This is a genomic window from Marinobacter vulgaris (assembly GCF_003344045.1).
In the GTDB taxonomy this organism is placed as follows: Bacteria; Pseudomonadota; Gammaproteobacteria; order Pseudomonadales; family Oleiphilaceae; genus Marinobacter; species Marinobacter vulgaris.
In genome coordinates this window covers 291,007-317,154 of the sequence record NZ_QFWX01000005.1, presented here as the reverse complement: position 1 = coordinate 317,154, position 26,148 = coordinate 291,007, and the positions used below count along the sequence as shown (strand labels likewise).

The following is a 26,148-nucleotide window of genomic DNA, read 5'->3' as shown; positions in this document are numbered from 1 at the left end:
TTCGTGACTATCACCACTATCAGCTCCAAATCGCAGCTGCTGCGAATCGTTGTCAGTATGGTACTGGCAACGATTCTGGCGGGCTGCGCCAGCCGGCCCCAGTGGCCTGAACAAGATTCCCTGGACACTGCCGCCAACATTGAGCAACGCCTGGTGCTGGACGACGTTCCGTTTTACGCACAGGAACGCTATCAATGCGGCCCTGCCTCCCTGGCCATGATGCTGAACAGCCAGGGACTGGATACCCACCCGGAGGTGCTGAAGGAACTGGTCTACCTGCCTGAACGCCATGGCAGCCTGAAGGTGGAGCTTGTGGCAGCAGCCCGTGCCCATGGGCTGCTGGTCTATCCGCTGGATGGGTCACTGGACAGCCTGCTGACAGAGGTGGCTGGAGGCAACCCGGTACTGGTGATGCAGAACCTCCGGTTTGGCTGGTGGCCGCAGTGGCATTTTGCTGTGGTTATGGGATTCGACGCGGAGAATCGGAACATTATTCTTCACACCGATACCCGTGACTATCACGAGGAAACCGTGGAAGTGTTCACGGCAACCTGGGACCGTGCGGAGAATTGGGCCGCTGTCATGCTGCCCCCTGACCGGCTGCCGGCCACCGCCGAACCGCTGCGCTATCTGATGTCGGCCAACGACCTGGAAACCACTGGCCGGACTCTGGCCGCGATGACCGCCTACCAGACTGCAGAACAGGCGTGGCCCGAGCAGCCGGCCGCCATTATGGGGCAGGGTAATATCGCCTGGGAACAGGGACAGCCCGGGGTCGCCACGCGCCATTACCTGCGCCTGACCCGGAAATTTCCCGGCGTGGCAGCCGGCTGGAACAACCTTGCCCATTCACTGGCAGCACAGGGCTGTGCCACCGCTGCTGAAACCGCGACCCACTGTGCCGCTGCCATCAATCCTGAGCGCTTTGATGGAACAGCTCCGGAGATACCAAGCACCGACGCTAAGGACACATGCCCGGCACTGCAGTGCCCTGCCCTTTCCGACTAAACCTTGTGAAATAACGCCACATCCTTGGCTGGAATGCTCAGCGCCCAGCCATGGGCCTTGGCCAGCCACTCCATGGTAGCTTGACGATAGAACACGATATGGGTGGGGTCACGGCGGTAGTGCCAGTTGGCAAAGCGTTCGTCGCTGGTCTGGAAACAGGTCATGATACCGAGCCAGCCCCCTGGCACCAGCAGCTCATCCAACTGGCGAAAAATCGCGGCGGGACGACGCAGGTGCTCCGCCACTTCCGTGCAGGTAATAAAGTCATACTGCCGGCTCAGCGCGGACTTCTCCGGATAGAAAAACGGGTCATACAGCGCCATATCCATGCCCGCCTCCGTTAATACGGCCGCCAGTGCCGGCCCGGGACCACAGCCGAAATCCAGGCCGCAGTCTCCCGGCTCCAGGCGTTCAAGGAGCGGGTAGGTCAGCTTCGATAGAAAACGGCGGTAGCCCTGGTCCCGGGGATCGTTGTCGTGAAGATCATAAATGTCTCTTTCCCGGCTCTCATCCAGCCAGCATGATGGGTCCATGACCGTCGCCTCGCAGGTTTTGCACCGATAATAAGGCGTTTTGTTGATGACCTGGAAGGGGACCAGTGCGGACGTTTCACAAACCGGACAGCTGGCAAGCAATGACTTCAACTCCTCAATAAACTCTCAAAGCGCTCCGATCAGGATCACCATCAGGACAGCCAGGAACAACAGAAACCAGGTCGCGTACCGGTTAGCCCGGTCCTCAACCTGATCCGAGGGGATATCCAGAGGCGCGGCAGACTCATATTCGGCTACCAGGGTGCGCGCCTGGGCGTAGTCTTCGTCTTCGACATGGACATTGGTAAATCCCGCAGCACCGATTTCCCCCATGGCACCCTGCAGGTAATGGCCACCGACGTGACACTCAATACCTCTTGATTGCAGCAAACCGGCGACTATGTGGGCTTCTGCCAGGTCACGGGCACGATAGGCTATTTGCATTGGCAGGCTCCGGTCAGTTGCAATGGTGTCTCCCTGAACCCTAGCTCGTATCCCGCCGTTCGTCGATTCGTGCGCCCCCCTTCACCATTACTTGGGCAGGCGCCCGGTTCTTTCCAATCGTTCACCGACCCACCGATGGTAAAGCTTTGCCAGCATCGGACGGATGACCGGCAAACCAATCACCCATGCCAGTGGCTTCAGCAACCAGACTCGCGACATCAGCAGAATGTAGGCATCCAGTTCTCGGTGTATCCTGCCCTTGCTATCCTCCACATGCAGTTCCTGAAGCGCAGCCTCCGGTTCAATCCCCCGCTGCTTCAGCTCCTCATCACGACCGGTAATATCAACCCACTCCACCGACTCGCCGGTCTTGCCAGCCAGGCGTTCATAGAGCCTGCGATCCTTGACACAGCTCGGGCAGGCACCATCATAAAATACGCGAAGATGATCTTCTGTCGCAGCCATAGCGCTCTCCATTTCTGGCATCGCATTTACACGTTAACAGTCTAAAGCAATGAAGATCATAGCTGAACCTTGCCGCGCAGGGCCTTGGTTTTGCCTTTTTTGGTTTTTTTATCAACACGCCGGCGCTGTGAACCCTTGGTGGGGCGGGTAGCCCGACGTGCTTTCTGCTGCTTCACTGCCTCCTGAATCAGCTCCTTCAGGCGGGCAAGAGCGTCCTCCTTATTCAGTTCCAGGGTGCGGTATTTCTGCGCCTTGATAACAATAATGCCCTCCTTGCTGATGCGCTGGTCAGAAAGTGACATCAGCCGCTCCTTGTAGAATGGCGGCAGGCTGGAGTTGGGAATGTCGAACCGCAGATGGACCGCAGACGCCACCTTGTTAACGTTCTGACCTCCGGCTCCCTGGGCGCGGATCTGGGTCAGTTCAATTTCCCAGTCACCCAATTCCACGGCGTTGGAGATTTTCAGCATGAGGAATCCGTCTGTTCGATGGAGGTTCGCAGGCTGGCGTCCAGTTCATCCATATCCAGCGTCTGCTCGCTGATGACCTCGATGCGGGATAGCTCCCTGGGCTCGCATTCGGACACCGATAAGGCACCGTCGGCCATGTTGATGGTCCGCCAGCCATCGCGGGTGTGCACTACGGCCTTGAAGCGGGCAAAACGATCATCCATGAACAGCGCCAGCAAGGCAGTTTCAGAAAACACCGTATCCGGATGTACCCGCCAGCCCAGACTGAAGTGACCCTGCCCCTGGTTACTGGCACGCTGCCAGGGCTGGTCGCGGATATCGGTAACGGGCGCCAATCCCGCCGATTCCTGGTGATGATGGGCATGGGGACTGCTTACAGCGGACAGCGCAGTTCTGCCATCAAGCCAGGCGATATCCATCCGGCCCTGGCGGGTATGGAAAACAGCGTTTTTCGCCGGCTGCAGGCCAGCCAACCAGTCATCGAAACGGGCAATCTGCTCTGGCTGGCACAGGTCCGTCTTGTTGGCCACGACAATATCCGCAGCAGCAACCTGATCCTGGAATTGCACGTTCTCTGTAACCCTGGGTTCATCCAGCCTCCGCGGGTCGACCAGGCAAAGCACGGGGCCCAGTTCCAATACGTCCCGGTAGTGCGTCCCCGTCAACGTCTCGATAATCTGCGAGGGGTGGCCAAGCCCAGTGGGCTCAATCAGCAACCGGTCCGGCCTGGCCTTGTGGATCAACTGGTTGAGGCCGATCTGCATCGGCAGACCAGCCACACAGCACATACACCCACCGGGCACTTCCCTTACAAAAGCGCCTTCGGTTTCAAGGATAGCGCCGTCAATACCCACCTCGCCGAACTCGTTCACAAGAACCGCCCATACCTCTCCGTCCGGCTTATTCTTCAGCAGGTCCAGTATGGCGGTGGTCTTACCCACGCCCAGAAAGCCGAGTACCAGATTGGTGGGTATTGGTGAAGTCATAAATCGCCCGTGTGGTAAATGGAGAGTCGACGCAACCAGGTGTTATAACATAACACTGTAGTATTCCCCTAATACCTGTTCCCGTCTGACCCTTGATAATGTACACAGGCTACCACCAACAATGACAAGGAGACGGCTATGAGCGGTAAAAAGATACTGATGATCACCGGTGACTTTACCGAAGACTACGAGACCATGGTGCCCTTCCAGGCACTGCAGGCTGTCGGTCATACAGTTCATGCGGTCTGTCCGGACAAAAAGGCAGGGGACACCGTGGCCACGGCCATTCACGATTTCGAGGGCGACCAGACCTACACCGAAAAGCCGGGCCACCGGTTTGCCCTGAACGCGGACTTCGCCGGGCTCAATCCCGCCGACTACGACGCCCTGGTGGTGCCGGGCGGTCGTGCGCCGGAATATTTGCGCCTGAATGACGAGGTGAAAAACCTGGTACGGCACTTCTTTGAAACCGATAAACCGGTGGCAGCCATCTGCCATGGCGCCCAGCTACTGGCGGCGGCGGGGGTACTTGAAGGCCGCGAATGCTCTGCCTATCCTGCGTGCCAGCCGGAAGTGGAACTGGCGGGTGGACGGTTCGCCGCTATCGACGTTGACGCCGCTGTGACCGATGGTAATCTGGTGACAGCCCCGGCATGGCCGGCCCACCCTCAATGGCTGGCCCAGTTCTTCAAACTGCTGGACAAGTGACGGTAACGGGGTCGTTGCGGCGGCCCCGGATTCATGAGGACAGCGTCATGTGCAAACTCTTCGTCCACGCGGACTCCGACCTCTGGGTCAGCCGTACCCACTCCCTGCGTATCGACGGCATGGTCACCAGTATTCGTATGGAAAACGCTTTCTGGAATGCCCTCACCGAAATTGCCGCCCGGGACGGCATGAACCTGCCCCAAATGATCACTAAGCTCTATCATGAATCCATTGATGCCGGTCACGACCTGGGCAACTTTACGTCCTTCCTGCGGGTGTGTGCCATGCGTTATTTGGCGCTGCAGCTCAGCGGCGACATCCCCCGCGACACCCAGGTAGCCATTGCCTCGCTGGATGCAGAAAAGATTCTCGCGAGGAACATGGGCCAGAAGCCGCCCAGCGAAGCAACTCACTAAACGGCGATTGCGAAGTTATTCTAGGGGAGGCGTTGGCCGCACCAGGATTTCGTTGACATCCACGTGGGCAGGCTGGGAAACCGCGTACATGACCGCATCGGCAATGTCCGCTGGCTTGAGAGCATTCGTCGGGCGCTCGTCAAAGAACGGCGTATCCACCATCCCCGGCTCAATCAGGGTGACTCGAATGCCGGAACCCCGCAGCTCCTCTCTCACGCCATAACCAATGGCCGAAACTGCCCATTTGGTCGCGCTGTACATGGAGCCAGGGATGGTTGTCCTGCCGGCAGCCGAGCCCGTCAGCAAAAGGTGGCCCCGACTTTTACGCAGCGCCGGCAGACAGCTCTGTACCGTCAACCCCGCACCGTAAACGTTGGTCAGGATCATATCCTTCCAAACCTCATGATCGGCGCTGCTGAATCCCCCGGGTTCACCACCGCGGCCCGCATTCACGAACACTGCATCAATCTGCCCGAAAGTGGCCAGGGCTTTGTCCACCACTGCCTGCTGGTCTTCCATGCTCTGGACATCGCACCGGGCGATCATGACACGCTCACTGCCCCCGAGCTCTGTCTGTAGCTGTTTCAGCTTGTCTTCCGAACGCGCTGACAAAACCAGTCGATAGCCCGCCTTGTGGGCTGCGCGTGCCGTTGCCTCGCCAATTCCGGACGAGCCACCGGTAATCAGCATGACCGGGTCGTTACTCATAAGCTTTCTCCTTGGTCAGATATTGCTTTGGGTGTTGCAAACTAGCTACGCGACCTGAAGCTTTTACAGATCACTCTTGGCATGAGGGTTCTGACGCCAATATCAGGTAGTATACGCGAAGACATGCCGGCCAAAATGATTTGCCGGCCAGGCGAACCAGGCAACCGACGGATTTATGAAAATACCGAAACGATTACAGCCCCTTGTCGACGACGGCATGGTGGACGAAGTGTTGTACCAGTTGATGAGTGGCAAGGAAGCCGAGGTGTTCGTTGTGCGTTGCGGCGACAGTGTACGTTGCGCCAAAGTGTACAAGGAAGCACAGAAACGCAGCTTCAAACAGGCCGTGCAATACCAGGAAGGCCGCAAGGTTCGCAACAGCCGCCGCGCCCGAGCCATGGGCAAGAAAACCCGTTACGGCCAGAAGGAGCAGGAAGACGCCTGGCTGAACGCCGAGGTAGATGCCCTTTACCAGCTGGCAGGTGCCGGGGTGCGTGTACCGAAGCCGTTCGGGTTTGTGGATGGCGTGCTGTTGATGGAAATGATTGCCGATGAAGACGGCAAGGCCGCACCGCAGCTGGGAGAGGTGTCACTGACGCCGGAGCAGGCGCGGAACTACCATGGCAAGGTGATTGCTGACGTAGTACGTATGCTCAGCGCCGGGCTAATTCACGGTGACCTTTCAGAATTCAATGTGCTGGTGGACTCCACCGGCCCGGTGATTATCGACCTGCCCCAGGCGGTCAACGCGGCCGGAAACAACAGCGCGAAGCAGATGCTGGAACGGGACGTGGACAACATGCGCCGCTATTTCGGACGTTTCGCGCCGGAACTGCTGAACACCGATTACGGCAAGGAAATATGGGCACTCTACGAGGCCGGTGACCTGCACCCGGACAGCCGTCTTACCGGCTGCTTCGAGCACGACACCGAAAGCGCCGATGTGGATGAACTCATGGCGGTTATTGACGCCGCCAAGGAAGAGGAAAGAGATCGCCAGGAACGCCAGCGCGATGCCGAGGAAGGCGACGACTAGCCCGGAGCGCCCACGAAGCGGCCCACCACGCGATCAGACAGCATCAGGTGGGCCAGTGCCGGATAGGGCAGATAATGGCTGAGCAGGAATATCACCGCCGCCATGTCCAGCCCCGCAGACAGCCCCACGAAACCTGCCCAGGCCACAAACAGTGCGCCAAGAAAGCCACCATAGGACCACAGCACCCGTGCGCGCTCGTCACCGGTCGGCACCCGCTTCAATAGGCGCGCTACAGACCAGCTGATATAGGCCGCAATCAACGCCGCGATAACCACCGAAACCACCACCCCGGTCAGCCCCAACAGGAAGCGCGCCAGATAGTTGGCGAGAAAAAAAAGAACAATGGCACTGACTGTAATGATGGTTACCCGCGAACGCTTCAGATCTTTCATAGACAATACCGGTTGATTACATCAGATCGTTGGCATTGTTTTAACATTGCGGGCGTCGAGAAGCGACTTTGCTTCCTGAAGCTGCTCAAGGCTGGACGCGTGAACCGCCAGCACATATTTTCCCTCGCTGAGGGCAGCCTGGGCCTTCATCAGATACGGGGTGTGATCCGGGCGGAGCGTCACGGCACCCGCGACCAACATCCCGATGGCCGCCGCGATTACGGTCATTACTGATGCGGCAACAACGGTATTCTGGGCGATGAAACCCACACCCAGGGCGCTCAGTATCAGAAACAGCACAAACCCCGCTACCGCACCGGCAATACCCAGACCAATATGGGAACGCACCAGCGTCCGCCAGATTCCCTGGTCCTCAGGCTCGAGCTCCTTGCCCTGGTGCCGGTCATTCGGGCTGAGGACGGTTACCTGCTCATCCGTCAGGCTGGTTTCCTCGCATATCGCTTTCGCTGTTCCCCGGGCGTCAGGCTCTGTGTCAAAAACTGCAGCCACCTTGTGGTCTTCCTTCTCGCCGGTCAAATTCGCTGAAGAGTTCATAAAAATACCCCCTTGGTATCCCACAGAATTAATGAGGCTCCTGATATGAAACTTTGGACCTTTACCTGAGAATACAACCCGCCAACCGGTTTTTCCAATGCCGGGTCAGCGCCGGGGGCGTGAGCCTACCAGGCCAGCCAGATCACATGGCGGGCACCCTTGCCCGGGCGCAGGGCCCGCACGGTTACAGGCTCTACGGAAAGTCCGGCGCGGCGCAGCCGCTCGGTAAACGCGTGTTCCGGACCGGCAGACCAGTAGGCCAGGACCCCATCGGAGCTAAGGGATCTCTGGGCGGCCGAGATGCCGGCGGGAGAGTAGAGCCAGTTATTTTCCTTGCGGGTCATTCCTTCCGGGCCGTTGTCCACATCCAGAAGAATGGCGTCCCAGCTGCCTTTGCCCTCCCTGAGCAGTTCCGCCACATCACCGATGTGAACACTGGCCCTGGCGTCGTGCAATGGGTAGCCGGCGGCAGAGCCCAGCGGTCCGCGGTTCCAGGCTTCCACTTCTGGCACCAGTTCCGCCACGGTTACCCGGGCATCCTGCGGCAGAGCTGAAAGTGCTGCCGCCAGAGTGAATCCCATTCCCAGCCCGCCTATCAGCACCCGGGCTTCGGGCTGGCTGGCGATTCGGTCGCAGGCAAGCGTTGCCAGAGCATCCTCCGAACCGTGCAAACGGCTGTTCATCAGTTCCCCCGTGGTGCCGGCAACTTTGATGGAGAATTCGTCATTGCGCTGCAGCAACCGCAGCCGGGTTCCATCACCGGGAATGGTTGCGGTACCAATTTCCTCAAAACGAGCCATCTATTTTTTGACCCACTTGCCGTCCACCAGGATGTACTGCCCCGCGGGTGTTTTTTCCAGCGCCTTCTGACCGGCCACTGTTTCCACCTGGGTCACGGGAATGTCGTGCTTCTGTGCAATGCGGGCATATTCTTCCCGCCGGGCCTTGTTGATGGCTCCGACAATACCGCGGGCGTCGTTATCTGCCTTGACCACCTCCAGGTAGCCGGTTGGCGTTTCGCCCACCAGTCCCTGCTGCTTGGCCGTATCCAGCCGGCTTTTGGCCTCATCCAGCCCCATCGAGAAGGCGGGTACGGCCAGGCAAAGTACGAGGATGAACGCACCGAGTTGAACAAAACGTTTCATGGCTGACTCCCTGGATTCAGAATTGATCATCAGAACAGGCCCTTCTCGCCGAAGAGTTCATCCACGTCCTTGTCCACCTTCACGTAGATTTCGTGCTGGATCTTGACGTTAAGATTCACCGTGATGGGCTCTTTCGGTGCCTCCATCCTCACCGTAGGCGTGCATGCCGCGACACTCACGGCGAACGCCAGCATCACCAGCGTGTTACCACCCTTTCCGGACAGGATGCCCGGGCTAAACCTATCCATAGACCACACTCCTGATTAATTTTCCGATCCGGTTGACTGGCTTTGGGCATCCCGTTGCTGCATCAGCTTGCGCACTTTTTCGGTCACCGCTTCATTGACCCGGCCACTCAGTTGCAGGCTGGTCAGTAACGCCGGAATGTCTTCTTCAAGGTTGATATTGAGCACGATGGGATGCCCGTCGCGCACCTCGGGGCTGCTGCCTTCAAGACGCAATCCCAGAACCAGCTTACCATCCCGGTCGTAGTCTACCGTGCTGTTGAGCACCTTGTAGTTAAAGTTTTGCATGGCGCGGACAACCAGTGCCATCGCTTCATTGTCCCGCGCCATACCCCTCAACCGGTCCGCCGGCAGCTTCAGTGTGCCGCCGGGTGCCAATGCTGCAATCTGGCCCGCCTCAACGCTGACCCCGGCCGCGCTGACCCACACTGGCAGTGTGCCCGCAAGCACGCCACTGCCCGCCAGTCCCTCCGCGGGATAAACCTGCATCAGCTCCGACAGCTCAATGCCGTTGAGCTCGACTGGAACCCGCAGGGGTAACTCGGAAAGCTGCCACTGGGCAGGCGTGATCTGGACCTGACCACCCAGAAGTTGAGCGGACGCCTGCTCCAGCGTCAGCGTGCCGGCGACCGGGTGATCCATGGTTGAGCGATAGCCACCGGAGATCCGGATATCGCTCAAGGCAATACCCGGATTGACGGTAGCGAGCACCAGACCCGACGTGCGCATAGCCACCCGTTCTCCGGAAAGATCAACGGTCACCTTACCATCGAGGCCGGTCCAGGCAGTGCGGCCATAAAGCCCGCCCACACCATCAAAGCGAATGTCTCCCCGCAATTGCGGGCCTGCAGATGGCAAACGCAGCTCCAGATCTGTGCTGATGCTGCCCTCCCCGACCTCGAGCTCTTGCGGCCAGGCAGCAAAGGTCCCCGCCAGTGCAGCCCCTGCTTTCGCGCCGGTGGCGGTCATTTCGGCCGCCACCTCCGCAACACCATCGAACGGAACGCTGACAGCAATATCAGCGCCGGCCCCGGCGTCCGACGAAAGCCTGCCATCAAGGCTAAGTGCTTGAAGACTGCCCTGCAGCCGGCCATCCAGGCGCCAGGGCTGGGGGAGCAATTGCGGATGGCGGATAGCAGCTGTGGTTGCCACCACTGGGCCCTCGAAAGCGAGGCTCTGCAGAACCATTGGCCGGAGGTCATAACTGGCGGTGACACGGGTCCCGGTCAAGGTGATTCCGAGTTTGTCCAGCTGCGCTGTATTGTCCGGCGCATCTACCCCGGTGAACTCGAGGCGGGTTTCATCGGAAAATTCCAGAGTCGCGGACCGCTCGCTGGCTTTGCCGGCAAACAGCAGGTTCGCCTGCCCGCTGTGGAACTGCCAGCCCGCCAGGTGGATGCCCGTCATCGGAGCCTCTAGTCTCATGGCGTCGGTGACAAGTTTGCGCTCGCCGGGCACCGAAAGCTGTGACAGTGCCAGGTCGCCCTCGGCGCGTACGTCGTCGGGGAGCGTGACAACAAGTCGATCAATGACAACGGTATCAGGTAGCCACAGGGGCAGATCAGCAGGGACACTTTCGGACGGCCCGCCGGGCTTTTCGGGCTCAGGCCAGGCCGGAATATCCACCGTCAACCGACCCACCCGTAAAACGTCAAGTACCGGGCCATGCCAGTGCCAACTCCATCCCAGTGACAGTTCCTCGCCCTCGGCCCGATACGTCTCGCCACCCCGTCTCTGGCTCACGGAAAAATCCTGTAGCCGGACCCCGGCCAGCGACACATCAAGCCCCTGCCATTCAGGATCGTTGACGCCGTTTTCCTGCTGCCACTCCTGCCAGGCAATCCGGGCATACCAGCTTCCCGCAATCAAAAGCAGCATCAGCAAAAACAGCAACCAGAATATCAATCGGCGTAGTGTCATCAAGCTTGCCACCGACCCGGCCATAAGGGATTACTGCCCGCGCCAGTTCACTGTGTAGAGGTCGTGACGGCGATCCTTCAGGTTCTTCACGGTGCCGCTGTTGCGGGCGGTAATCAGCGTCTCCGGCCTCAGGTCGGCAAAGGCGACGGTCTCCACGTTGGGGGTCGTATCCGCCGCAATACCGTCCCGGGCAAACGGGAAATCGCAGGGCGTCAGAATGCAGCTCTGGCCATATTGCAGTTCCATATTGGGAACATTGGGCAGGTTACCCACATTGCCCGACATGATCACGAACAGCTGGTTTTCCACGGCACGGGCCTGGCAGCAATAGCGGACCCTCAGGTAACTCTGACGCTCGTCGGTGCAAAAAGGTACAAACAGTATCTGGATTCCCTGGTCCACCAGGTGCCGGGTCAGCTCCGGGAATTCAGCGTCATAGCAGACCAGCACACCAATCGGCCCGCAATCGGTTTCAATGGCGGTAACGTGGCTGCCACCGGTGATGTTCCACCAATAGGCCTCATTGGGTGTGGGATGGATCTTGGGCTGGGAAAAGACCTGCCCGTCCCGCAGGAACACATAGGCCATGTTGCGAATCCGGCCATCCTCTTCCCTGACCGGGGTGGAACCGCCGATGATGTTGATATTGTGGCGCAGGGCCAGCTCCCGCATCAGGTTGCGAAAGGGCTCGGCATACTCGGTCACCGCCTCAATGGCCTCGGCCGGGGTGCCCTCGCGACTTTCAATGGACAGCAACTGCAACGTGAACAGCTCCGGGAATACCACAAAATCGCCTTTGTAGGTGGACACCACGTCCACAAAATATTTGACGATATCACTGAACTCTTCGAAGGAGGCCACCCGGCGCTGCTGGTACTGCACGGTGCCGATCCGCACGGTGTCCGGCACCCGCCTGCCATAACGCTTCCGCTTGCCATTATCGTCGCTACGGGCCACCTTCGGGTTACGCCACACCAGGTGAACACCATAGCCAAGGGAGGCATGGTCCGCATCCAGGTAATGTGGAATGATTCCGTGGATTTCAAAGCCGTTATGCAGCTGGAACGACAGTACCGGATCACGCTGTTTCTTGGATCGGATCGCCTCTACGTAAGCTTCTACTGACTCGAATTTCTTCAGGCGTTTGGCCAGAGTCGGTAACCGCCCTGCGAATACCACGCCCTGCAATTGCAATGACTGGCAGAGGTTCTTGCGCTCGTTGTACAGGCGCTCACCGATCTTGTAGCCGCGGCAGTCCGGGTCGACACAGACTTCCATGCCATAAAGCCACTCGCCTTCCGGATCGTGCCGCGAGGCATAGCCGTTGCCGGTAATTTCGGTCCAGTCATGGGGCGCGAGCGCAACGTCCTCACCGATACGGAAGGTGGCGCAGTAGCCCACCACACGGTCACCGAGCATGGCCACGAACTGACCCTCGGGAAAGGTGTTGATCTGTCCCGTCAGGGGCCCCGCGGTGTAACCATACATGCCGGTGCCCTCGTATACCCGGAGGCTGAGGGCGATAATTCCGGGAATGTCCGTAAGGGAAGCGTTTCTCACATAGAGACGCTGGGTCTGGTCAGAGAAGGGAGCGCTCATTAAAACCTCGTGGCTGGAAGCGTCTATCCATAGTTCGCGAAATAGCCGCAAGCCGTCAAGTGGCCCGCAAAAGACAGCGAGCCCAAGCAAACTTTAAGCTGACAAACGAGGGCCCGGGCTTTTAAAGTGGTGCCTTGTCACATGGCTTGAGGTTAAACCCCATGAATCGGCGCACATTGGTCCCGTTTCTCACTGTTTTCGTTGCGCTCAGCCTGGTGGGCTGTGCCAGCAACCAGAGTCTGCGCCCTGCCACCGAAACCGACTGGCAGCCACCAGGGGAAGTCTCTGGTGACTCGGCCAGGGCTGGCCGACTATGGCAGGTGTTCGAGCGCTACCAGGGCACCCCCTACCGTTACGGGGGGACTTCCGCCAGCGGCTTTGACTGCTCCGGTTTTATTGCAACCGCCTTTGACGAAGCGCTCGGGCGACAGTTGCCCCGAACCACCTCCCAGATGCTCGCCGCCGGTGATGTGGTTGAACGGGATCAGCTCCGGGCCGGTGACCTGGTATTTTTCCGCATCAAGGGCAAAGACCAGCACGCCGGCATCTATATGGGTGGTGAAACCTTCATCCACTCATCCTCGTCGATAGGCGTCACTCACTCGTCGCTTAACGGCTACTACTGGCGCGACCGCTTCAGCCAGGCCCGGCGATTTGACTAGCCGCGTGGAACACTAACCACCGGTCAGCAACAGTACGACGCCCAGTACATAGAGAACCGTAATAACCACGCTTTCCATGCCGATCATGCCGATGCCTTCGCGCTCCCGGCGAATCAGTCCCATCATCAGCACCCCGGACATCAGCAGGGTCAGCACCGCCCAGAATTTCGAGTCGTCCGGTATGGCATGGTAGATCGAGCCCCCGCGATAGGCGATGTCCGAGGCAGCGGTAAACAGGGTGTCGAAGGCATTGCCTCCGATGATGCCGCCAACCGCGAGGGTCAGCGCGCCGCGTCGGACAGCGGCAATGGAGGTTACCAATTCCGGTATGGACGTACTGATCGCCGTCAACATGACCCCGACCACGGTCTGGGTCAGATTGGTCTTGTTCGCGATCACGGTTGCGGCCGGCTCCAATCTCCAGCCGGCAATACCCAGCACCGCCATCAGTACCAGAAACTCAGCCGAAAGCCGCGGCAGCGATGGCATGGTGTTGACGTCGTCGGGCTCGTCCTCCCGCGTCTCCCCGGTAACCGAAGGTCGCCACATGGGGGCCTCAGTCGCCCCTCGCACCAGATAGATACCGTAGATGTAGACACCCAGCAGAACCGGGGTTACCGGATGAACCCCCGCAATGGTGTACTCTGGCAAATAGGGAGCGAAGAGAATCAGCGACAGCAGGCAGATCAGCAATCCGTTCTGCATCATGTTGGGCACAGAAGCGGCCGCATGCTCAAGATTGGCGCGGCGGTATACCATATCCGCGACCGCCAGGAAAAAAGTCTGCACGGCAATGCCGCCCAGGGCGTTGCTCACCGCCAGTTCGGCATGACCATTCCAGGCCGCTGTCACCGAGAGCACAACACCGCCCATGGAGGTGGAGGCACCCAGTAGCACCGCACCGGCAGCTGCTTCGCCTATTCCCGTTCGATCAGCCAGCTGATCCACGACGCCGGTAATACGCGTTCCGGCCACCGCAATCACCAGCGCACAGACGCAAAAAACGATAATACCCTGCAGCAGACTCCAGTTTTCCGGATCCAATGGAATCATGTTTCTATTCCTTGCCACCTGAACAGTCGCGGTGTAAAACACCATTGGCAGGAGATTTTACAGCCATAAAGACGGAACACCATGACCCAGACACAAAAGCCCCAGCAGCCGGAACAACCGCAAAATCCACAGATACCTTCCCAATACTCGTTTTTATGGCTGAGTGCTGCAATCATTCTGATGTTTTTCTGGCTGCAACAAGGAAGTCAGCAGCCAACGGTTGCCGAGTTGCCCTACTCACAGTTCAAGGAAGCCGTCGCCAACGATCATGTTGAAACAGTCACCCTTCGGGCCGACCACATTGAAGGCCAGCTGACCGAGGAAGGCGGCAGCGCCTGGGGTGAAAGCAGCGATTCCCTCCGTTTCCACAGCGTTCGCCCGCCGATCGAGGACCCCGACCTGCTTCCGCTGCTGGAATCCCACGCCGTTACCGTCAGCGCCATGCCCGCAGAGCCCCCGGTGTGGCAACAGGTGCTGACCAGCGTTCTGCCCTGGTTGCTGTTCCTCGGGCTGATGTTCTGGTTCTGGTCCTACGCCCAGCGGCGCATGATGCAAGGCGGAGGGGGCGCACTGGGCTTCAGCCGCTCCAGGGCCCACCGGGTGGAAAAGCAATTCTCCACAACAAGCCTGTCAGACGTGGCAGGGATCGAATCCGCAAAGCGCGACATCACCGAAATCATAGATTTCCTGACCAATCCCGGGAAATACAAGGCCCTGGGCGCGGATATGCCCACGGGTATCCTGCTGGTAGGTCCACCCGGAACCGGTAAGACCCTGCTGGCCAGAGCAATTGCCGGCGAGGCGGATGTGCCCTTCTTCAGCATCAGTGCGTCTGAATTTATCGAGATGTTCGTCGGTGTTGGTGCAGCACGGGTCCGCGACATGTTCGATACCGCCCGCAAGGAGGCACCGGCCCTGATCTTTATTGATGAACTGGATGCCATTGGCCGTTCCCGGGGCGCGGGCTTTGGTGGCGGCCACGATGAACGGGAGCAGACTCTCAACCAGATCCTGACGGAAATGGACGGCTTTGAAGGCCACGAAAGCGTGGTAGTGCTGGCGGCGACCAACCGCCCGGATGTGCTCGACAGCGCCCTGTTGCGCCCGGGCCGTTTTGACCGCAAGGTGACCCTGGACATGCCCCACAAGGAAGCCCGGAAGGCCATTCTGGAAGTTCACGTCAGGAAAGTCCCCCTGGACAGCAGTGTTGAGCTCGGGGAAATAGCCGCCCGCACCATCGGTTTCTCCGGCGCTGACCTGAAAAATCTGGTTAACGAGGCAGCCCTGACGGCTGCAAGGCTGAACCTGGAAAAGGTCAACAGTGACTGTTTTGAACACGCCCGCGACCGCATTGTGCTGGGGGAGGAACGCGACGCGGAACTGACCCAGGAAGAAAAACAGGTGGTCGCCTACCACGAGTGCGGGCATGCCCTGATGGCCTATTACATGCCCAAGGCCGACCCCCTCACCAGGGTCACCATCATCCCCCACGGTATGGCAATGGGTGTGACCGAACAGACACCCAAAGAGGACCGCTATAACTACACGGAAAGCTATCTGACCGACCGTATCAAGGTCATGTTGGGCGGGCGTTCATCAGAAAAACTGATCTACGGTGAGGTAAGCACCGGCGCCCAGAATGACCTCAAAGAGGCAACCAAGCTTTTGCGGCGGATGTTTGGCCAATGGGGCATGAGTGAAAAAATCGGCCCGCTGGGACTGGGCATTGGTGAAGAGCATGTTTTCCTGGGGCGGGAAATGGGCCAGCCCAGGGAATACAGTGAACACATGGCGGAACTGATCGACGTCGAGGTCCAGGGCAAACTGATCGAACTTGAAAAGGCCACGCTGAACTTCCTTTGCGAGCACCGTCAGCAGCTCGAGGCCCTGGCCGAGGCCGTGCTTGCGAAAGAAACACTCTCGGCCCCGGAGATCCGCGAGATTCTGGAGGGAACCGAGCGTCAGCGCGCCTGAACACACTCCCGTGTCAGTCGCGTTTTCTGTGCCGCGGCGGAAAGCGCCACCAGGCAACCACTACCAGCAGGCCAAACAGCGTGTAGGCTGTGACAAACACCCACGCGGGTGCGTCGTAGTAAAGAATCTGTTGCAGCCAGTGCTCGATAAAGCTGCCACTGTAGCCCTCCACGCCCGCTTTCGAGCGCAGCCACATCTCCAGCGTAGTCAACGGGCATACAACTCCCAGCCAGGCTTCCGCCACCACCACTCCAATGGCACCCAGATGGGCGAGCCGGAACCAGATGTTATTCACCCAGCGCCAGTTCAGGCGGTTGCCCGCCAGCACCAGAACCAGCCCCATAACAACAAAGACCACCACTGACACGTGAACGGCCAGGACGGTGTCGGCAAGAACCTGATACACAGCAGCCATGACGAACGTCTACCCTGCGTTGGAATGCCCCCATGATCACGTCCTGAGGGCCTGATTTCAAATGTTTACTTTCGCGGGGAAATAGGCGAAAACTCCGGTATCCCAAGACTTCGATTGTCCAAAGGCTGATTCATGATCTGGTTTGTACTGGCGCTACTGCTGCTCATTGTTCTGATAACCGTTGTGGTACTTCGCGGTGAAAACCTCGCGCACCTGGACCGGGACGGCTTTCCGAAACAGGATTACGTTCCCAGCGCCGGCCATCACCAGGTGCTGCAAACCATCAGGGACATGAGCCGCTCAGCACGGGGACTGCGCGGCAGAGCCCGGATCAGGGCACTGCGCAAGCATATGGACCGGCTCAGCGAGGGACGTGACTTTGCCTCTGAGTTCCGGCCTTCCGGGGCGAATGCGCCAAAAGGGGAATGGGTACTGGCACCAGGAGTGAACACCCGGCGCCGACTGCTTTACATTCACGGTGGCGCCTGGATGGCTGGCAGTCCCCTTAGCCACCGCACCATCACCGACCGGCTATCGCAAGTCGCCAATGCAGCGGTGTTTGCGGTGGATTATCGGCTGCTGCCGGAGCATCGCTACCGCGATGGGCTGCGGGACTGTCAGGAGGCCTATCAGTGGATACTGGAACATGGCCCCGACGGCCCCGAACCCGCCGAATTTGTTGTGGTGGCCGGTGACTCCGCCGGTGGCAGCCACGCCCTGGTGCTGATCGCCTGGATTCGTGACCATGGCCTGCGCCAGGCGGATGCCGCCATCGCCCTGTCACCGTCGACCGATCTCACGCTGACCGCACCCAGCAACCGCCTCAACGTAAAGACGGACCCGCTGCTTGGCCCCTCCTTCGGCAACCTGATGCGGGTACCGCTGCCGGTGCTCTGGTGGCTGAGCTTCTTTGGCATGCGCCTGTCCCCATCCAGCCCGCAGGCTTCGCCGTTACGGGGTAATCTGGAAAACCTGCCACCCGTCCTGATCCACGCCAGCGACTCGGAAATGCTGCTGGATAATGCCCGCCGCTATGCCAATAAGGCGAAGGATTCGGGCTCGCCGGTTGAGCTGAAAACCTGGCCCGGCATGGTGCACGTGTGGCACATGTTTCCAGATTTTTTACCGGAAGCGGACGAGGCCTTTGAACACATCGGTGATTTCCTGCAAAGAATTGAGCCGGGGTGAGGGCTATCGGCCCTGCCCATCGCCTTGACGCTTTTGGACGACTTGGTGTCGTATTGGATTTACCACCCCGGCCCGATCAGGGCCACATTGAATCAAGGCCGTGGCGCTGCGCCCGCGGGCGTCCAATGTGGGTAAAGGGGGAATCGAGATGGCACAATTACCGAAACGCGCAAAAGTCGTCATTATTGGCCAGGGCGGTATCGTCGGGTCCTCGGTAGCCCACCACCTGATTGAACTGGGCTGGGACGACATTGTCGGGCTGGAAAAGTCCGCGATTCCCTCGGACATCAGCTCCACGTCCCACGCATCGGACTTTTGCTTCACCACCTCCCACGAGAAGCTGAACATCTACACCACCAAATACAGCCAGGCGTTTTATGAGAAGCGTGGCAATTATGTAAAGTGTGGCGGCATGGAGGTGGCCCGGATCGACGATGACGAGCGCATGGATGAGCTCCGTCGCAAGGTTGGTTCCGGGAAAGCTTTTGGCACCAGCGTCAGCATGATTTCGCCGGGCCAGGCAAAAGAGCTGTTTCCGCTGCTGGACGAAAGCCGGATCCAGGGCGCCATGTGGGATCCGGATGCCGGCCTGGTGGTGCCCCGCTCCCAGAAAGTCGCCGGCGATCTGGTGGAAGAGGCGGTCGCTACCGGCAAACTGCAGGCCTTCGCCTATACACCGGCCGTCCGCATTGATGTCCAGGACGGCCAGGTACGTGGCGTTGAAACCCACAAAGGCTACATCGAAACCGACTACGTCGTGCTCTCCATGGGGATCTGGGGACCATTGATGGCCGACACCGCCAATTCGCCGCTGCCGCTGATGCCGCTGGAGCACCCGCTGCTGTTCTTCGGCCCCTACCAAGAGCTGGCTGGCACCGGCAAACAGATTGTCTACCCGTTGTTTCGCGACCAGGGCAACTCTGCCTATGTGCGTGACACCGGCGACCCCACCACCACAGAAGGGGGTCGTATCGAATGGGGCTATTATGAAGCCGAAAACCCGCGACTGGTCTATCCCAGCGCCATTGCCGAGCCTGGCGAGGCGAGGATGTCTCCCTCCATGCGGGACCTTTCCCTGGAACAGGTGATGGACGCCTACGAAAAAGCCATCGAAATAACCCCGATCCTGGGCGAGCTGGGCTGGGAGGAAAAGCACTCCTTCAATGGCCTGCTGTCGGTAACGCCTGATGGTGGCTCGTTGATGGGCGAATCCCCGGAAGTACGCAACCTGTGGTTCTGCGAGGCCGTCTGGGTCAAGGATGGCCCCGGCGCGGGCAAAATTCTGGCGGACTGGATGACCCATGGCTCTCCGGAGATGGACCCGCACAGCATTGATATTGCCCGCCACTACCCGCTGCAGAAAACCCCGGATTACGTCTACAACCGCTGCTACGAGACCGCCAAGAAAATCTACACCCCGGCGGTTCATCCCCGGGAGCCCTACCTGAGCAGCCGCAAGATGCGAACCAGCCCCTTCTACCTGCGGGAGGTTGAACTGGGCGCCTATTTCATGGAAGCCGCCGGCTGGGAGCGGGCCCACGGCTACGCCGCCAACGAATCGACCCTGCTGACAAAGTACCGCGACCGAATTCCGGTGAGGGAACATGAGTGGGATGCGCGGCATTTCTGGGAGGTATCGAACGCCGAGCAACTGGAGATGAGCGAATCGGTGGGCATGATCAACCTGTCCCACTTTGCCATCTTCGACATCTCCGGGAACGACGCGGAGGCGCTGCTGGAATACCTGTCGGTGGCCAAAGTGGGCGGCACCACGCCCCATGGCAAAGGCGTCTACACCCACTTTCTCGATGCCCGTGGCGGCATCCGTTCCGACCTCACCATCATTCGCCGCAGTAACAACGATTATCGGGTGGTCTGCGGCGGCGATACCGGCCACCGGGACTACTGCTGGATCACCCGCATGGCCAGGGAGAAAGGCCTGGGCGAGATCCACGTGCAGGATCGCACCGATGAGCTGGCGACCCTGGGGCTCTGGGGCCCCAAGGCCCGTGAAACTCTGGCACAGTTGGTTTCTGACCCGGACGAACTGTCTGCAGAGAACTTCCCGTTTGCCACCGCGCGGGAGCTGAACGTTCAGGGTGTGCCGGTCTGGGCTTTCCGGATTTCCTATGTGGGCGAGCAGGGCTGGGAACTCTACTTCCCGTTCAGTTATGGCCTGCGGATATGGGATCTGTTATTCGAGGCTGGCGTTACCCCGGTAGGCATAGAAACCTACGCCAACACCCGGCGCCTGGAGAAGAGCCTGCGGCTGCAGAACGTGGACCTGGAGACGGAATACAACCTGTATGAGGCGGGGCTGCAAAGGCCGAAGGTCAAGGACGCCGATTTCCACGGCAAAGCCGCTTACCTGGAGCAGCGGGAATGGCCCCGCCAGGCAGCCTACCTGTGCACCATGACCATGACCGAGCACCGGGACGCCAATGACGTGCTTCGTTATCCGGTGGGCCAGTGGCCGATCCTGGACCCGCAAACCGGCGACGTACTGGTGGACAGTCACGGCCGGCGCTCCTATAGCACCAGCGCAGCCTGGGGACCGTCTGTCGGCAGGATCATCCTGCTGGGCTATATTCCTGTGGAATACGCCCAGGAAGGCAGGGAACTGACCCTGGAATATTTCCAGGAGCACTATCCCATCCGTATCGAGGCGGTCGGTTACCGGGCGCTGTTTGATCCGGACAACGAACGGGTCAGGTCCTGAGCGGGTTCCCCGAACGGGGCTGGTGATCAGCATTCAATGATGTTGACCGCCAGCCCTCCCCTTGCGGTTTCCTTGTACTTGTCCAGCATGTCGCGGCCGGTTTCCCGCATGGTGTGCAGCGCCTTGTCCAAGGAAACATAATGCTGGCCGTCACCCCGCAGGGCCATGATGGCAGCGTCGATGGCCTTCACCGAAGCCATGGCGTTGCGCTCGATGCAGGGAATCTGCACCAGCCCGCCAATGGGGTCACAGGTCATGCCCAGATGATGTTCCATGCCAATTTCAGCGGCGTTTTCCACCTGCTCCGGGGTACCGCCGGTCGCCGCCGCAAGCCCGGCCGCCGCCATGGCACAGGCGGAACCAACCTCGCCCTGGCACCCTACTTCGGCTCCCGAAATGGATGCATTTTCCTTGAACAGCCGGCCTATCGCCGCGGCGGTTAACATGAAACGCACAATGCCGTTTTCGTCCGCCTGCGGGCAGAACTCCCAGTAGTAGTGGAGCACCGCCGGAATAATCCCCGCAGCTCCATTGGTGGGCGCCGTTACAATCCGCCCCCCGGCGGCGTTTTCCTCATTGACGGCCAGGGCGTAAAGATTGACCCAGTCCAGGGCGCTCAGGGATGGGGAAATCAGATCCACCCGCTGCTTGTCCATCAGCGACCGGTACAGTGACGCGGCACGGCGCCGCACCCTGAGACCGCCGGGCAGCTCTCCCTCATGCCGGATACCACTCTGTACACAGGCCCGCATTACCCGCCAGAGCTCCAGAATGCCGCTACGGATTTCATCCGGTGTGCGCCAGGCCTGCTCATTGGCATACATGATGTCGGCGATGGTCAGGCCATGTTCCCGGCAGAGGGCCAGCAGCGCCTTGCCGCTGCAGAAAAGATAGGGCTGCGGGGTGTTGTCCTCGCGAATTTCCGGGGTGCCTGCGATGGTTGCATCCACCACAAATCCGCCGCCCACCGAGTAATAGGTCCTTTCAGACAGGCACTGCCCGTCATCGTCAAACGCCTGGCAGGTCATGCCGTTGGGGTGTCCAGGCAGTGATTTGCGACGGTGGTAAACCAGATCGGTATATTCGCGGAAGCGAACCCAGTGCTGCCCTGCAATCGACAGGGCCCCGGCCTCCCGAATCTGTTCAAGGCGGGCCGGCATTTCCTCGGAATCGATCAGGTCAGGCTTTTCCCCCTCCAGCCCCATCATGACCGCGGGGCCGGTACCATGGCCCTTGCCGGTGGCACCGAGAGAACCATAAAGCGACACCTTGAGCCGCTTCACCGATGTCAGCAGACCCTCTGCCTCCAGAGCCCCTGCAAACCGTTGCGCGGCCAGCATGGGCCCCACGGTGTGAGAACTGGAAGGACCAACGCCTACCTTGAACAGCTCGAACAGACTGATCGACAATTTTCCGACTCCTGCCGGGGGATCTGTTTAGAAAATAACGCCGCCACGGTCCGGCCGCATGCTCGCCGACGACACAGGAGTGCTGATTTACGACAGACGGGAAGTCGCGCCGGGACCATGCTGAAGCATGGGGTGTCGCATGTGGACCATTGCAGGTCTGGCCACCGCCCCAGAATGAAGCCACAATGGAACTGTTCACTTATTGCACTATCAAATTGCACTATCAAGGTGCAACAACTAGTGTTCAGGCAGTGGGGGTCAATAACAAAACTCCGGGTATTGACTGCCGCGCCGGTCCCGGACGGGGCAAGGGGGTTAATCGTGACCACAGCAACAGGCCCGCTCACAAACAGGCCGGCTCAAGAGCCCTACCGGGTCGGTTTTCTGCTGATCGAGAACTTCACTCTCATCGCGCTTGCCACCGCCGTTGAACCCTTGCGTGTTGCCAACCAGTTGGCAGGCACTGAACTCTATTCCTGGAAACTGCTGACCGCGACGGGCGACTTCGCCCGTGCCAGCGACGGCATCACCATGGTACCGGATGCCTCCATTGACGAAGCACACAGCTTTGACCTGGTGATGGTGGTTGCCGGCATTGACGTCACCCGAAGTTTTTCCCGCAAGGAAGTCAGCTGGCTGAAACAGATGGCCAGGCGGCATGTTCTGCTGGGCGCAGTCTGCACCGGGCCTTATGTGCTGGCCAGCGCGGGCCTGCTCGACGGCCATGCCTGCAGCGCCCACTGGGAGTGCCTGGAAGCGATGCAGGAGGGTTTTCCAAGAGTCCAGACCAACAACCGCCTGTTCACCGTCGAACGGGAACGCATGACCTGCACCGGTGGTACCGTACCCATGCACATGATGCTCAGCTTCCTGGCACGACGTCATGGTCAGGAGCTGAGCAATGCGATAGCCCACATGTTTGTCTGTGACCGGGTGCGGGAAGAGAGTGAACAGCAGCCCATGCCCATGCATCCGAGACTGGCCCGGGCGCAGCCCAAGCTGGCCGAAGCCGCCCAGTTGATGGAAGCCAATATCGAAGAGCCCATCGAACTGCAGGAACTGGCGACACTGGCGGGGATATCACGCCGGCAGCTGGAGCGGCTATTCCTCAAACACATGGGCTGCACCCCCTCACGCTATTACCTGCGGGTGCGGCTCAACCGGGCCCGCCGGCTCCTGAAGCAAACCTCCTGCTCTATCGTTGAGATTGCTTCCATGTGCGGCTTTGTCTCCGCTACCCATTTCAGCCGCTGCTATCGCAAAATCATGGGGCGGGCGCCGAAATATGATCGGCTGGACGGCTTGACACAGGGCAACAGCGAAACCGTGATCGATACCATGGCCAGCTTGCCGTCCTCGTCATCACAGGCCCTGAAACGTGCCCGTACCGAGCCCACCTACGGCACATTCGAGTGCACCGATTCAGGTTAGCCCCACCACCAAGCCATTATCATCCAGGGCAATGTCCATGGCTGCCGGGCGACGTGGCAGGCCCGGCATGGTCATTATATCGCCGCAGACCGCCACCACGAATCCGGCTCCCGCAGCAAGCCGCACTTCCCTGACTGGCAACATGTGCCCGACCGGCGCACCCTTGAGTGACGAATCCGCGGAAAAGCTGTACTGGGTCTTGGCGATACACACCGGCAGATGGCCAAAGCCAAGGCTTTCGTATTCCTTCAGTTGCCGCCTGGCCACGGTGGTAAATTCCACACTTCCCGCATGGTAGATGCGAGTGGCAATGGTATGGATCTTGTCTTCCAGCGGCAGGCTGTCCTCATAGAGGAATCGGATCTCGGGCGTGCCTTCGTCCATCTGGTCGAGCACCGCCTGAGCCAGTTCCATAGCGCCTTCCCCCCCGGTTGCCCAATGGTCCGCCGGTACTGCCCGTACCCCAAGGTCTTCGCTGATGGTCTGAACCAGTGCCATTTCCTCCCCGGTGTCGTCGGGAAACCGGTTGATGCATACCACAGGAGTTATCCCGAACTGCTTGAGGTTGCAAATATGCCGTTCCAGATTGGCGGCGCCTTTTCGCAACGCCACCAGGTCGGGAATGCCCAGTTGGCTGCGGGGAACACCACCCTGCATCTTGAGAGCCCGAATGGTACAGACGATTACTGCAGCGTCCGGGCGCAGGCCGGTGTGACGGCACTTGATATCAATGAACTTTTCCGCCCCCAGGTCGGCACCAAAGCCAGCTTCGGTCACCACCACATCGTTCAGGGCCAGGGCAGCGCGGGTCGCTGTAACGGAGTTGCAGCCGTGAGCAATGTTGGCAAAGGGCCCGCCGTGGATAAACACCGGGTTATGCTCCAGGCTCTGCACCAGGTTCGGCTGCAGCGCTTCCTTCAGCAACACGGTCAGCGAACCTTCGACGCCCAGGTCGCGAACGGTGACCGGCGTCATGTCGGAACGTCGGCCGACGATGATGTTACCCAGCCGCTGCTTCAGGTCTGCCCGTCCGTCTGCCAGGCACAGGATCGCCATAATTTCGGAAGACACGGTGATATCAAAACCGGTTTCCCGGGGCACGCCATGGGCCGCACCACCCAGACCGCAGACCATGTTGCGCAGGGAACGGTCGGTAATATCCAGAACTCTCCGCCAGCTTATGTGGCGCGGGTCCAGGCCGGCTTCATTACCCCAGTGAATGTGATTGTCAATCAGCGATGCCAACAGGTTGTGGGCAGAGGTAATGGCGTGGAAGTCGCCGTTGAAATGCAGGTTGATATCCTCCATCGGGATCACCTGGGCACGGCCGCCGCCGGCAGCACCACCCTTCATGCCGAAACAGGGACCCAGAGACGGCTCCCGCAGGCACACGGAAGAGCGCACCCCCAGACGATTAAAGCCATCATTCAGCCCTACGCTGGTGGTGGTCTTTCCCTCCCCCGCCGGAGTTGGTGTAATGGCGGTTACCAGCACCAGCCTGCCCCTGGGGGCGGTCTCGGAGGTATCCACATAGGCCATGTCCAGCTTGGCTTTATAGTGACCAAAAGGCACCAGGCTCTCCGCAGGCAAGCCAAAACGCTGCTGGGCCAACAGCAGCATGGACTGGGGCTGAACCGAGCGGGCTATCTCGATATCCGGAGTACCCGGCGGCAGAAACTCCGCGGGTGTGGGCGTTGCGGATGTCAGCTTACTGTACTGAAGGCTCATGGAACTGTCCCCTCTGGTCCTCTGCGGACCCACTATGCTCTTGAATCCATTGCGCCGACTGGCGCAACCCGCCGAACGGGAATAGATGGATGCCCCGCAGCAGGGTTTCCGGGTTATCCAGGCAATACCGGACCAGTGCATGCACCATGGCGTCCGGTGTCCAGGCACGCAGCAGTCGGGTGCTGCCCGGCCGCCGCAAAATCGCGCGGGCAGATGCCCCTACCCCACACTGGGCGGCGTAGGCCATGAGCGTTCTCACCCGTGTAGGGCCGGCCATGCCAATATCGACAGGCACCTCTTCCAGGATATTGCCCAGACTCTGCAGCCAGTCGATCACCACATCGGCGTCGAAAGTGAACTGGGTCACCACCCACAACCGCGTGGACGTAGTTCGGGCATATTCACGTTTGATACTGAGGGCCTGGCTCAGGGTGGCCCGGTCTGCCATGGGGTGCCCGTCAGGATGCGCCGCAACACCGATACCGTGAAACCGGAACTGGGCCAGCAGGCCGGATTCCATTACCGCCAGGGTGTCCGGAAAAGGACCGGCAACCGAATCGCTGTCGCCGGCGATCAGCAACAACCGGTCGACGCGGCTTTCATCCAGTTGTGCCAGCCAGTCCCGCAGTTGCCCGCGGCTTTCCGCCATCCGGGCGGGCACATGGGGGATCGGCTGCATACCCAGATCCAGGAGACGGCGGCAGGCATCCAGTGTTTCCCTGAACTGGCCCTTGGGCAGGAACGGCACATAGACACAGGTACCCACGGGTAGCAGCTCCGACAGGTCCTCTGTCGTCATGATCTGCCGCGGTGTCGCCTCAATGGATGCCGAGCGCACCAGGGCACGAAACCGCTCCTGCGCCTCCGTATCCCGGCAATTGGCCGCCTGTTGTTCGCTCATCGGTTTCATAAGCCACGCATCCCATCACTCCCCGAGTG

Annotated in this window: 27 protein-coding genes; 9 read left to right on the top strand and 18 right to left on the bottom strand. The window is 59.8% G+C overall.

Annotated elements, in window-relative coordinates; all coding sequences use genetic code 11:
• The first annotated feature begins 3 nt into the window (after nucleotides 1-3).
• A complete protein-coding gene (locus DIT71_RS12890; RefSeq protein WP_227538097.1) occupies nucleotides 4-1,008 on the top strand; it encodes a PA2778 family cysteine peptidase in 1,005 nt (334 codons plus the stop codon).
• On the opposite strand, the gene DIT71_RS12885 is transcribed toward DIT71_RS12890, so the two are convergent.
• The 5 genes from DIT71_RS12885 to DIT71_RS12865 form a co-directional block, all read right to left on the bottom strand.
• On the bottom strand, nucleotides 1,005-1,541 hold the full coding sequence (locus DIT71_RS12885) for a class I SAM-dependent methyltransferase (RefSeq protein WP_227538096.1): 537 nt from the start codon (nucleotides 1,539-1,541) through the stop codon (nucleotides 1,005-1,007). The genes DIT71_RS12890 and DIT71_RS12885 overlap by 4 nt on opposite strands.
• Nucleotides 1,542-1,667: 126 nt before the next feature.
• Nucleotides 1,668-1,985 carry a putative signal transducing protein gene (locus DIT71_RS12880; protein ID WP_114613620.1) on the bottom strand — a complete coding sequence of 106 codons (318 nt, stop codon included), beginning with the start codon at nucleotides 1,983-1,985 and terminating at the stop codon, nucleotides 1,668-1,670.
• Nucleotides 1,986-2,072: 87 nt separating this feature from the next.
• Complete coding sequence (locus tag DIT71_RS12875; protein WP_114613619.1) at nucleotides 2,073-2,450, bottom strand: thiol-disulfide oxidoreductase DCC family protein; 378 nt, start codon at nucleotides 2,448-2,450, stop codon at nucleotides 2,073-2,075.
• 56 nt (nucleotides 2,451-2,506) lie between these two features.
• Nucleotides 2,507-2,920 carry an alternative ribosome rescue aminoacyl-tRNA hydrolase ArfB gene (gene arfB / locus DIT71_RS12870; RefSeq protein ID WP_114613618.1) on the bottom strand — a complete coding sequence of 138 codons (414 nt, stop codon included), beginning with the start codon at nucleotides 2,918-2,920 and terminating at the stop codon, nucleotides 2,507-2,509.
• Entirely contained in the window at nucleotides 2,914-3,906 is a 993-nt protein-coding gene (locus DIT71_RS12865; RefSeq protein ID WP_114613617.1) for a CobW family GTP-binding protein, read from the bottom strand. The genes arfB and DIT71_RS12865 overlap by 7 nt, the downstream gene beginning before the upstream one ends.
• A gap of 138 nt (nucleotides 3,907-4,044) precedes the next feature.
• On the opposite strand from DIT71_RS12865, the gene DIT71_RS12860 reads away from it, so the two are divergent.
• Nucleotides 4,045-4,614: a DJ-1/PfpI family protein gene (locus DIT71_RS12860; protein ID WP_114613616.1), complete on the top strand. Its 570-nt coding sequence runs from the start codon at nucleotides 4,045-4,047 to the stop codon at nucleotides 4,612-4,614.
• A 47-nt stretch (nucleotides 4,615-4,661) separates the two neighbouring features.
• Entirely contained in the window at nucleotides 4,662-5,030 is a 369-nt protein-coding gene (locus DIT71_RS12855; protein WP_114613615.1) for a ribbon-helix-helix domain-containing protein, read from the top strand.
• A gap of 15 nt (nucleotides 5,031-5,045) precedes the next feature.
• Here the strand turns inward: DIT71_RS12855 and DIT71_RS12850 are convergent, their stop codons facing one another.
• A complete protein-coding gene (locus DIT71_RS12850) occupies nucleotides 5,046-5,738 on the bottom strand; it encodes an SDR family oxidoreductase (protein ID WP_114613614.1) in 693 nt (230 codons plus the stop codon).
• Between the two features lie 175 nt (nucleotides 5,739-5,913).
• Here DIT71_RS12850 and DIT71_RS12845 point away from each other — a divergent pair, with 175 nt between their 5' ends.
• Entirely contained in the window at nucleotides 5,914-6,774 is an 861-nt protein-coding gene (locus DIT71_RS12845; RefSeq protein WP_114613613.1) for a PA4780 family RIO1-like protein kinase, read from the top strand.
• Here the strand turns inward: DIT71_RS12845 and DIT71_RS12840 are convergent.
• The 7 genes from DIT71_RS12840 to DIT71_RS12810 form a co-directional block, all read right to left on the bottom strand.
• Nucleotides 6,771-7,166 (bottom strand): hypothetical protein, encoded by a 396-nt coding sequence (locus tag DIT71_RS12840; protein ID WP_114613612.1) that lies wholly within the window; start codon nucleotides 7,164-7,166, stop codon nucleotides 6,771-6,773. The genes DIT71_RS12845 and DIT71_RS12840 overlap by 4 nt on opposite strands.
• 21 nt (nucleotides 7,167-7,187) lie before the next feature.
• Entirely contained in the window at nucleotides 7,188-7,721 is a 534-nt protein-coding gene (locus tag DIT71_RS12835; RefSeq protein WP_114613611.1) for a hypothetical protein, read from the bottom strand.
• Nucleotides 7,722-7,846: 125 nt separating this feature from the next.
• Nucleotides 7,847-8,521, bottom strand: coding sequence for a spermidine synthase (locus DIT71_RS12830; protein ID WP_114613610.1), 675 nt, complete (start codon nucleotides 8,519-8,521; stop codon nucleotides 7,847-7,849).
• On the bottom strand, nucleotides 8,522-8,866 hold the full coding sequence (locus DIT71_RS12825; protein WP_114613724.1) for a YdbL family protein: 345 nt from the start codon (nucleotides 8,864-8,866) through the stop codon (nucleotides 8,522-8,524).
• A gap of 29 nt (nucleotides 8,867-8,895) precedes the next feature.
• The gene (locus tag DIT71_RS12820; RefSeq protein ID WP_227538112.1) at nucleotides 8,896-9,060 is read right to left on the bottom strand and encodes a YnbE family lipoprotein; all 165 of its coding nucleotides are present in this window, start codon (nucleotides 9,058-9,060) and stop codon (nucleotides 8,896-8,898) included.
• A 69-nt stretch (nucleotides 9,061-9,129) separates the two neighbouring features.
• The gene (locus DIT71_RS12815) at nucleotides 9,130-11,031 is read right to left on the bottom strand and encodes a YdbH domain-containing protein (RefSeq protein WP_158538973.1); all 1,902 of its coding nucleotides are present in this window, start codon (nucleotides 11,029-11,031) and stop codon (nucleotides 9,130-9,132) included.
• A 30-nt stretch (nucleotides 11,032-11,061) separates the two neighbouring features.
• Nucleotides 11,062-12,630, bottom strand: coding sequence for a carbon-nitrogen hydrolase family protein (locus DIT71_RS12810; protein ID WP_114613607.1), 1,569 nt, complete (start codon nucleotides 12,628-12,630; stop codon nucleotides 11,062-11,064).
• A 161-nt stretch (nucleotides 12,631-12,791) separates the two neighbouring features.
• Here DIT71_RS12810 and DIT71_RS12805 point away from each other — a divergent pair, with 161 nt between their 5' ends.
• Nucleotides 12,792-13,292 carry a C40 family peptidase gene (locus DIT71_RS12805; protein ID WP_114613606.1) on the top strand — a complete coding sequence of 167 codons (501 nt, stop codon included), beginning with the start codon at nucleotides 12,792-12,794 and terminating at the stop codon, nucleotides 13,290-13,292.
• A gap of 12 nt (nucleotides 13,293-13,304) precedes the next feature.
• Here DIT71_RS12805 and DIT71_RS12800 read toward each other — a convergent pair whose 3' ends face one another.
• On the bottom strand, nucleotides 13,305-14,345 hold the full coding sequence (locus DIT71_RS12800; protein WP_114613605.1) for a sodium:calcium antiporter: 1,041 nt from the start codon (nucleotides 14,343-14,345) through the stop codon (nucleotides 13,305-13,307).
• Between the two features lie 81 nt (nucleotides 14,346-14,426).
• Between DIT71_RS12800 and ftsH the strand changes: the two genes are divergently transcribed.
• Nucleotides 14,427-16,319: an ATP-dependent zinc metalloprotease FtsH gene (gene ftsH, locus DIT71_RS12795; protein ID WP_114613604.1), complete on the top strand. Its 1,893-nt coding sequence runs from the start codon at nucleotides 14,427-14,429 to the stop codon at nucleotides 16,317-16,319.
• Nucleotides 16,320-16,332: 13 nt separating this feature from the next.
• Here ftsH and DIT71_RS12790 read toward each other — a convergent pair whose 3' ends face one another.
• Nucleotides 16,333-16,734: a DUF2784 domain-containing protein gene (locus tag DIT71_RS12790; protein WP_114613603.1), complete on the bottom strand. Its 402-nt coding sequence runs from the start codon at nucleotides 16,732-16,734 to the stop codon at nucleotides 16,333-16,335.
• A 132-nt stretch (nucleotides 16,735-16,866) separates the two neighbouring features.
• Here DIT71_RS12790 and DIT71_RS12785 point away from each other — a divergent pair, with 132 nt between their 5' ends.
• A complete protein-coding gene (locus tag DIT71_RS12785; RefSeq protein ID WP_114613602.1) occupies nucleotides 16,867-17,922 on the top strand; it encodes an alpha/beta hydrolase in 1,056 nt (351 codons plus the stop codon).
• Between the two features lie 148 nt (nucleotides 17,923-18,070).
• Nucleotides 18,071-20,641: a GcvT family protein gene (locus DIT71_RS12780; protein WP_114613601.1), complete on the top strand. Its 2,571-nt coding sequence runs from the start codon at nucleotides 18,071-18,073 to the stop codon at nucleotides 20,639-20,641.
• Between the two features lie 26 nt (nucleotides 20,642-20,667).
• On the opposite strand, the gene DIT71_RS12775 is transcribed toward DIT71_RS12780, so the two are convergent.
• A complete protein-coding gene (locus DIT71_RS12775; protein WP_114613600.1) occupies nucleotides 20,668-22,050 on the bottom strand; it encodes an L-serine ammonia-lyase in 1,383 nt (460 codons plus the stop codon).
• A 321-nt stretch (nucleotides 22,051-22,371) separates the two neighbouring features.
• Here DIT71_RS12775 and gbdR point away from each other — a divergent pair, with 321 nt between their 5' ends.
• The gene (gene gbdR / locus DIT71_RS12770; RefSeq protein ID WP_114613599.1) at nucleotides 22,372-23,481 is read left to right on the top strand and encodes a choline metabolism transcriptional regulator GbdR; all 1,110 of its coding nucleotides are present in this window, start codon (nucleotides 22,372-22,374) and stop codon (nucleotides 23,479-23,481) included.
• Here gbdR and DIT71_RS12765 read toward each other — a convergent pair.
• The gene (locus DIT71_RS12765) at nucleotides 23,473-25,209 is read right to left on the bottom strand and encodes a formate--tetrahydrofolate ligase (protein WP_114613598.1); all 1,737 of its coding nucleotides are present in this window, start codon (nucleotides 25,207-25,209) and stop codon (nucleotides 23,473-23,475) included. The two genes, gbdR and DIT71_RS12765, sit on opposite strands and share 9 nt — an antisense overlap.
• Complete coding sequence (locus tag DIT71_RS12760) at nucleotides 25,190-26,119, bottom strand: methylenetetrahydrofolate reductase (RefSeq protein ID WP_114613597.1); 930 nt, start codon at nucleotides 26,117-26,119, stop codon at nucleotides 25,190-25,192. Before DIT71_RS12760 ends, DIT71_RS12765 begins: the two co-directional genes overlap by 20 nt.
• Between the last annotated feature and the right edge of the window lie 29 nt (nucleotides 26,120-26,148).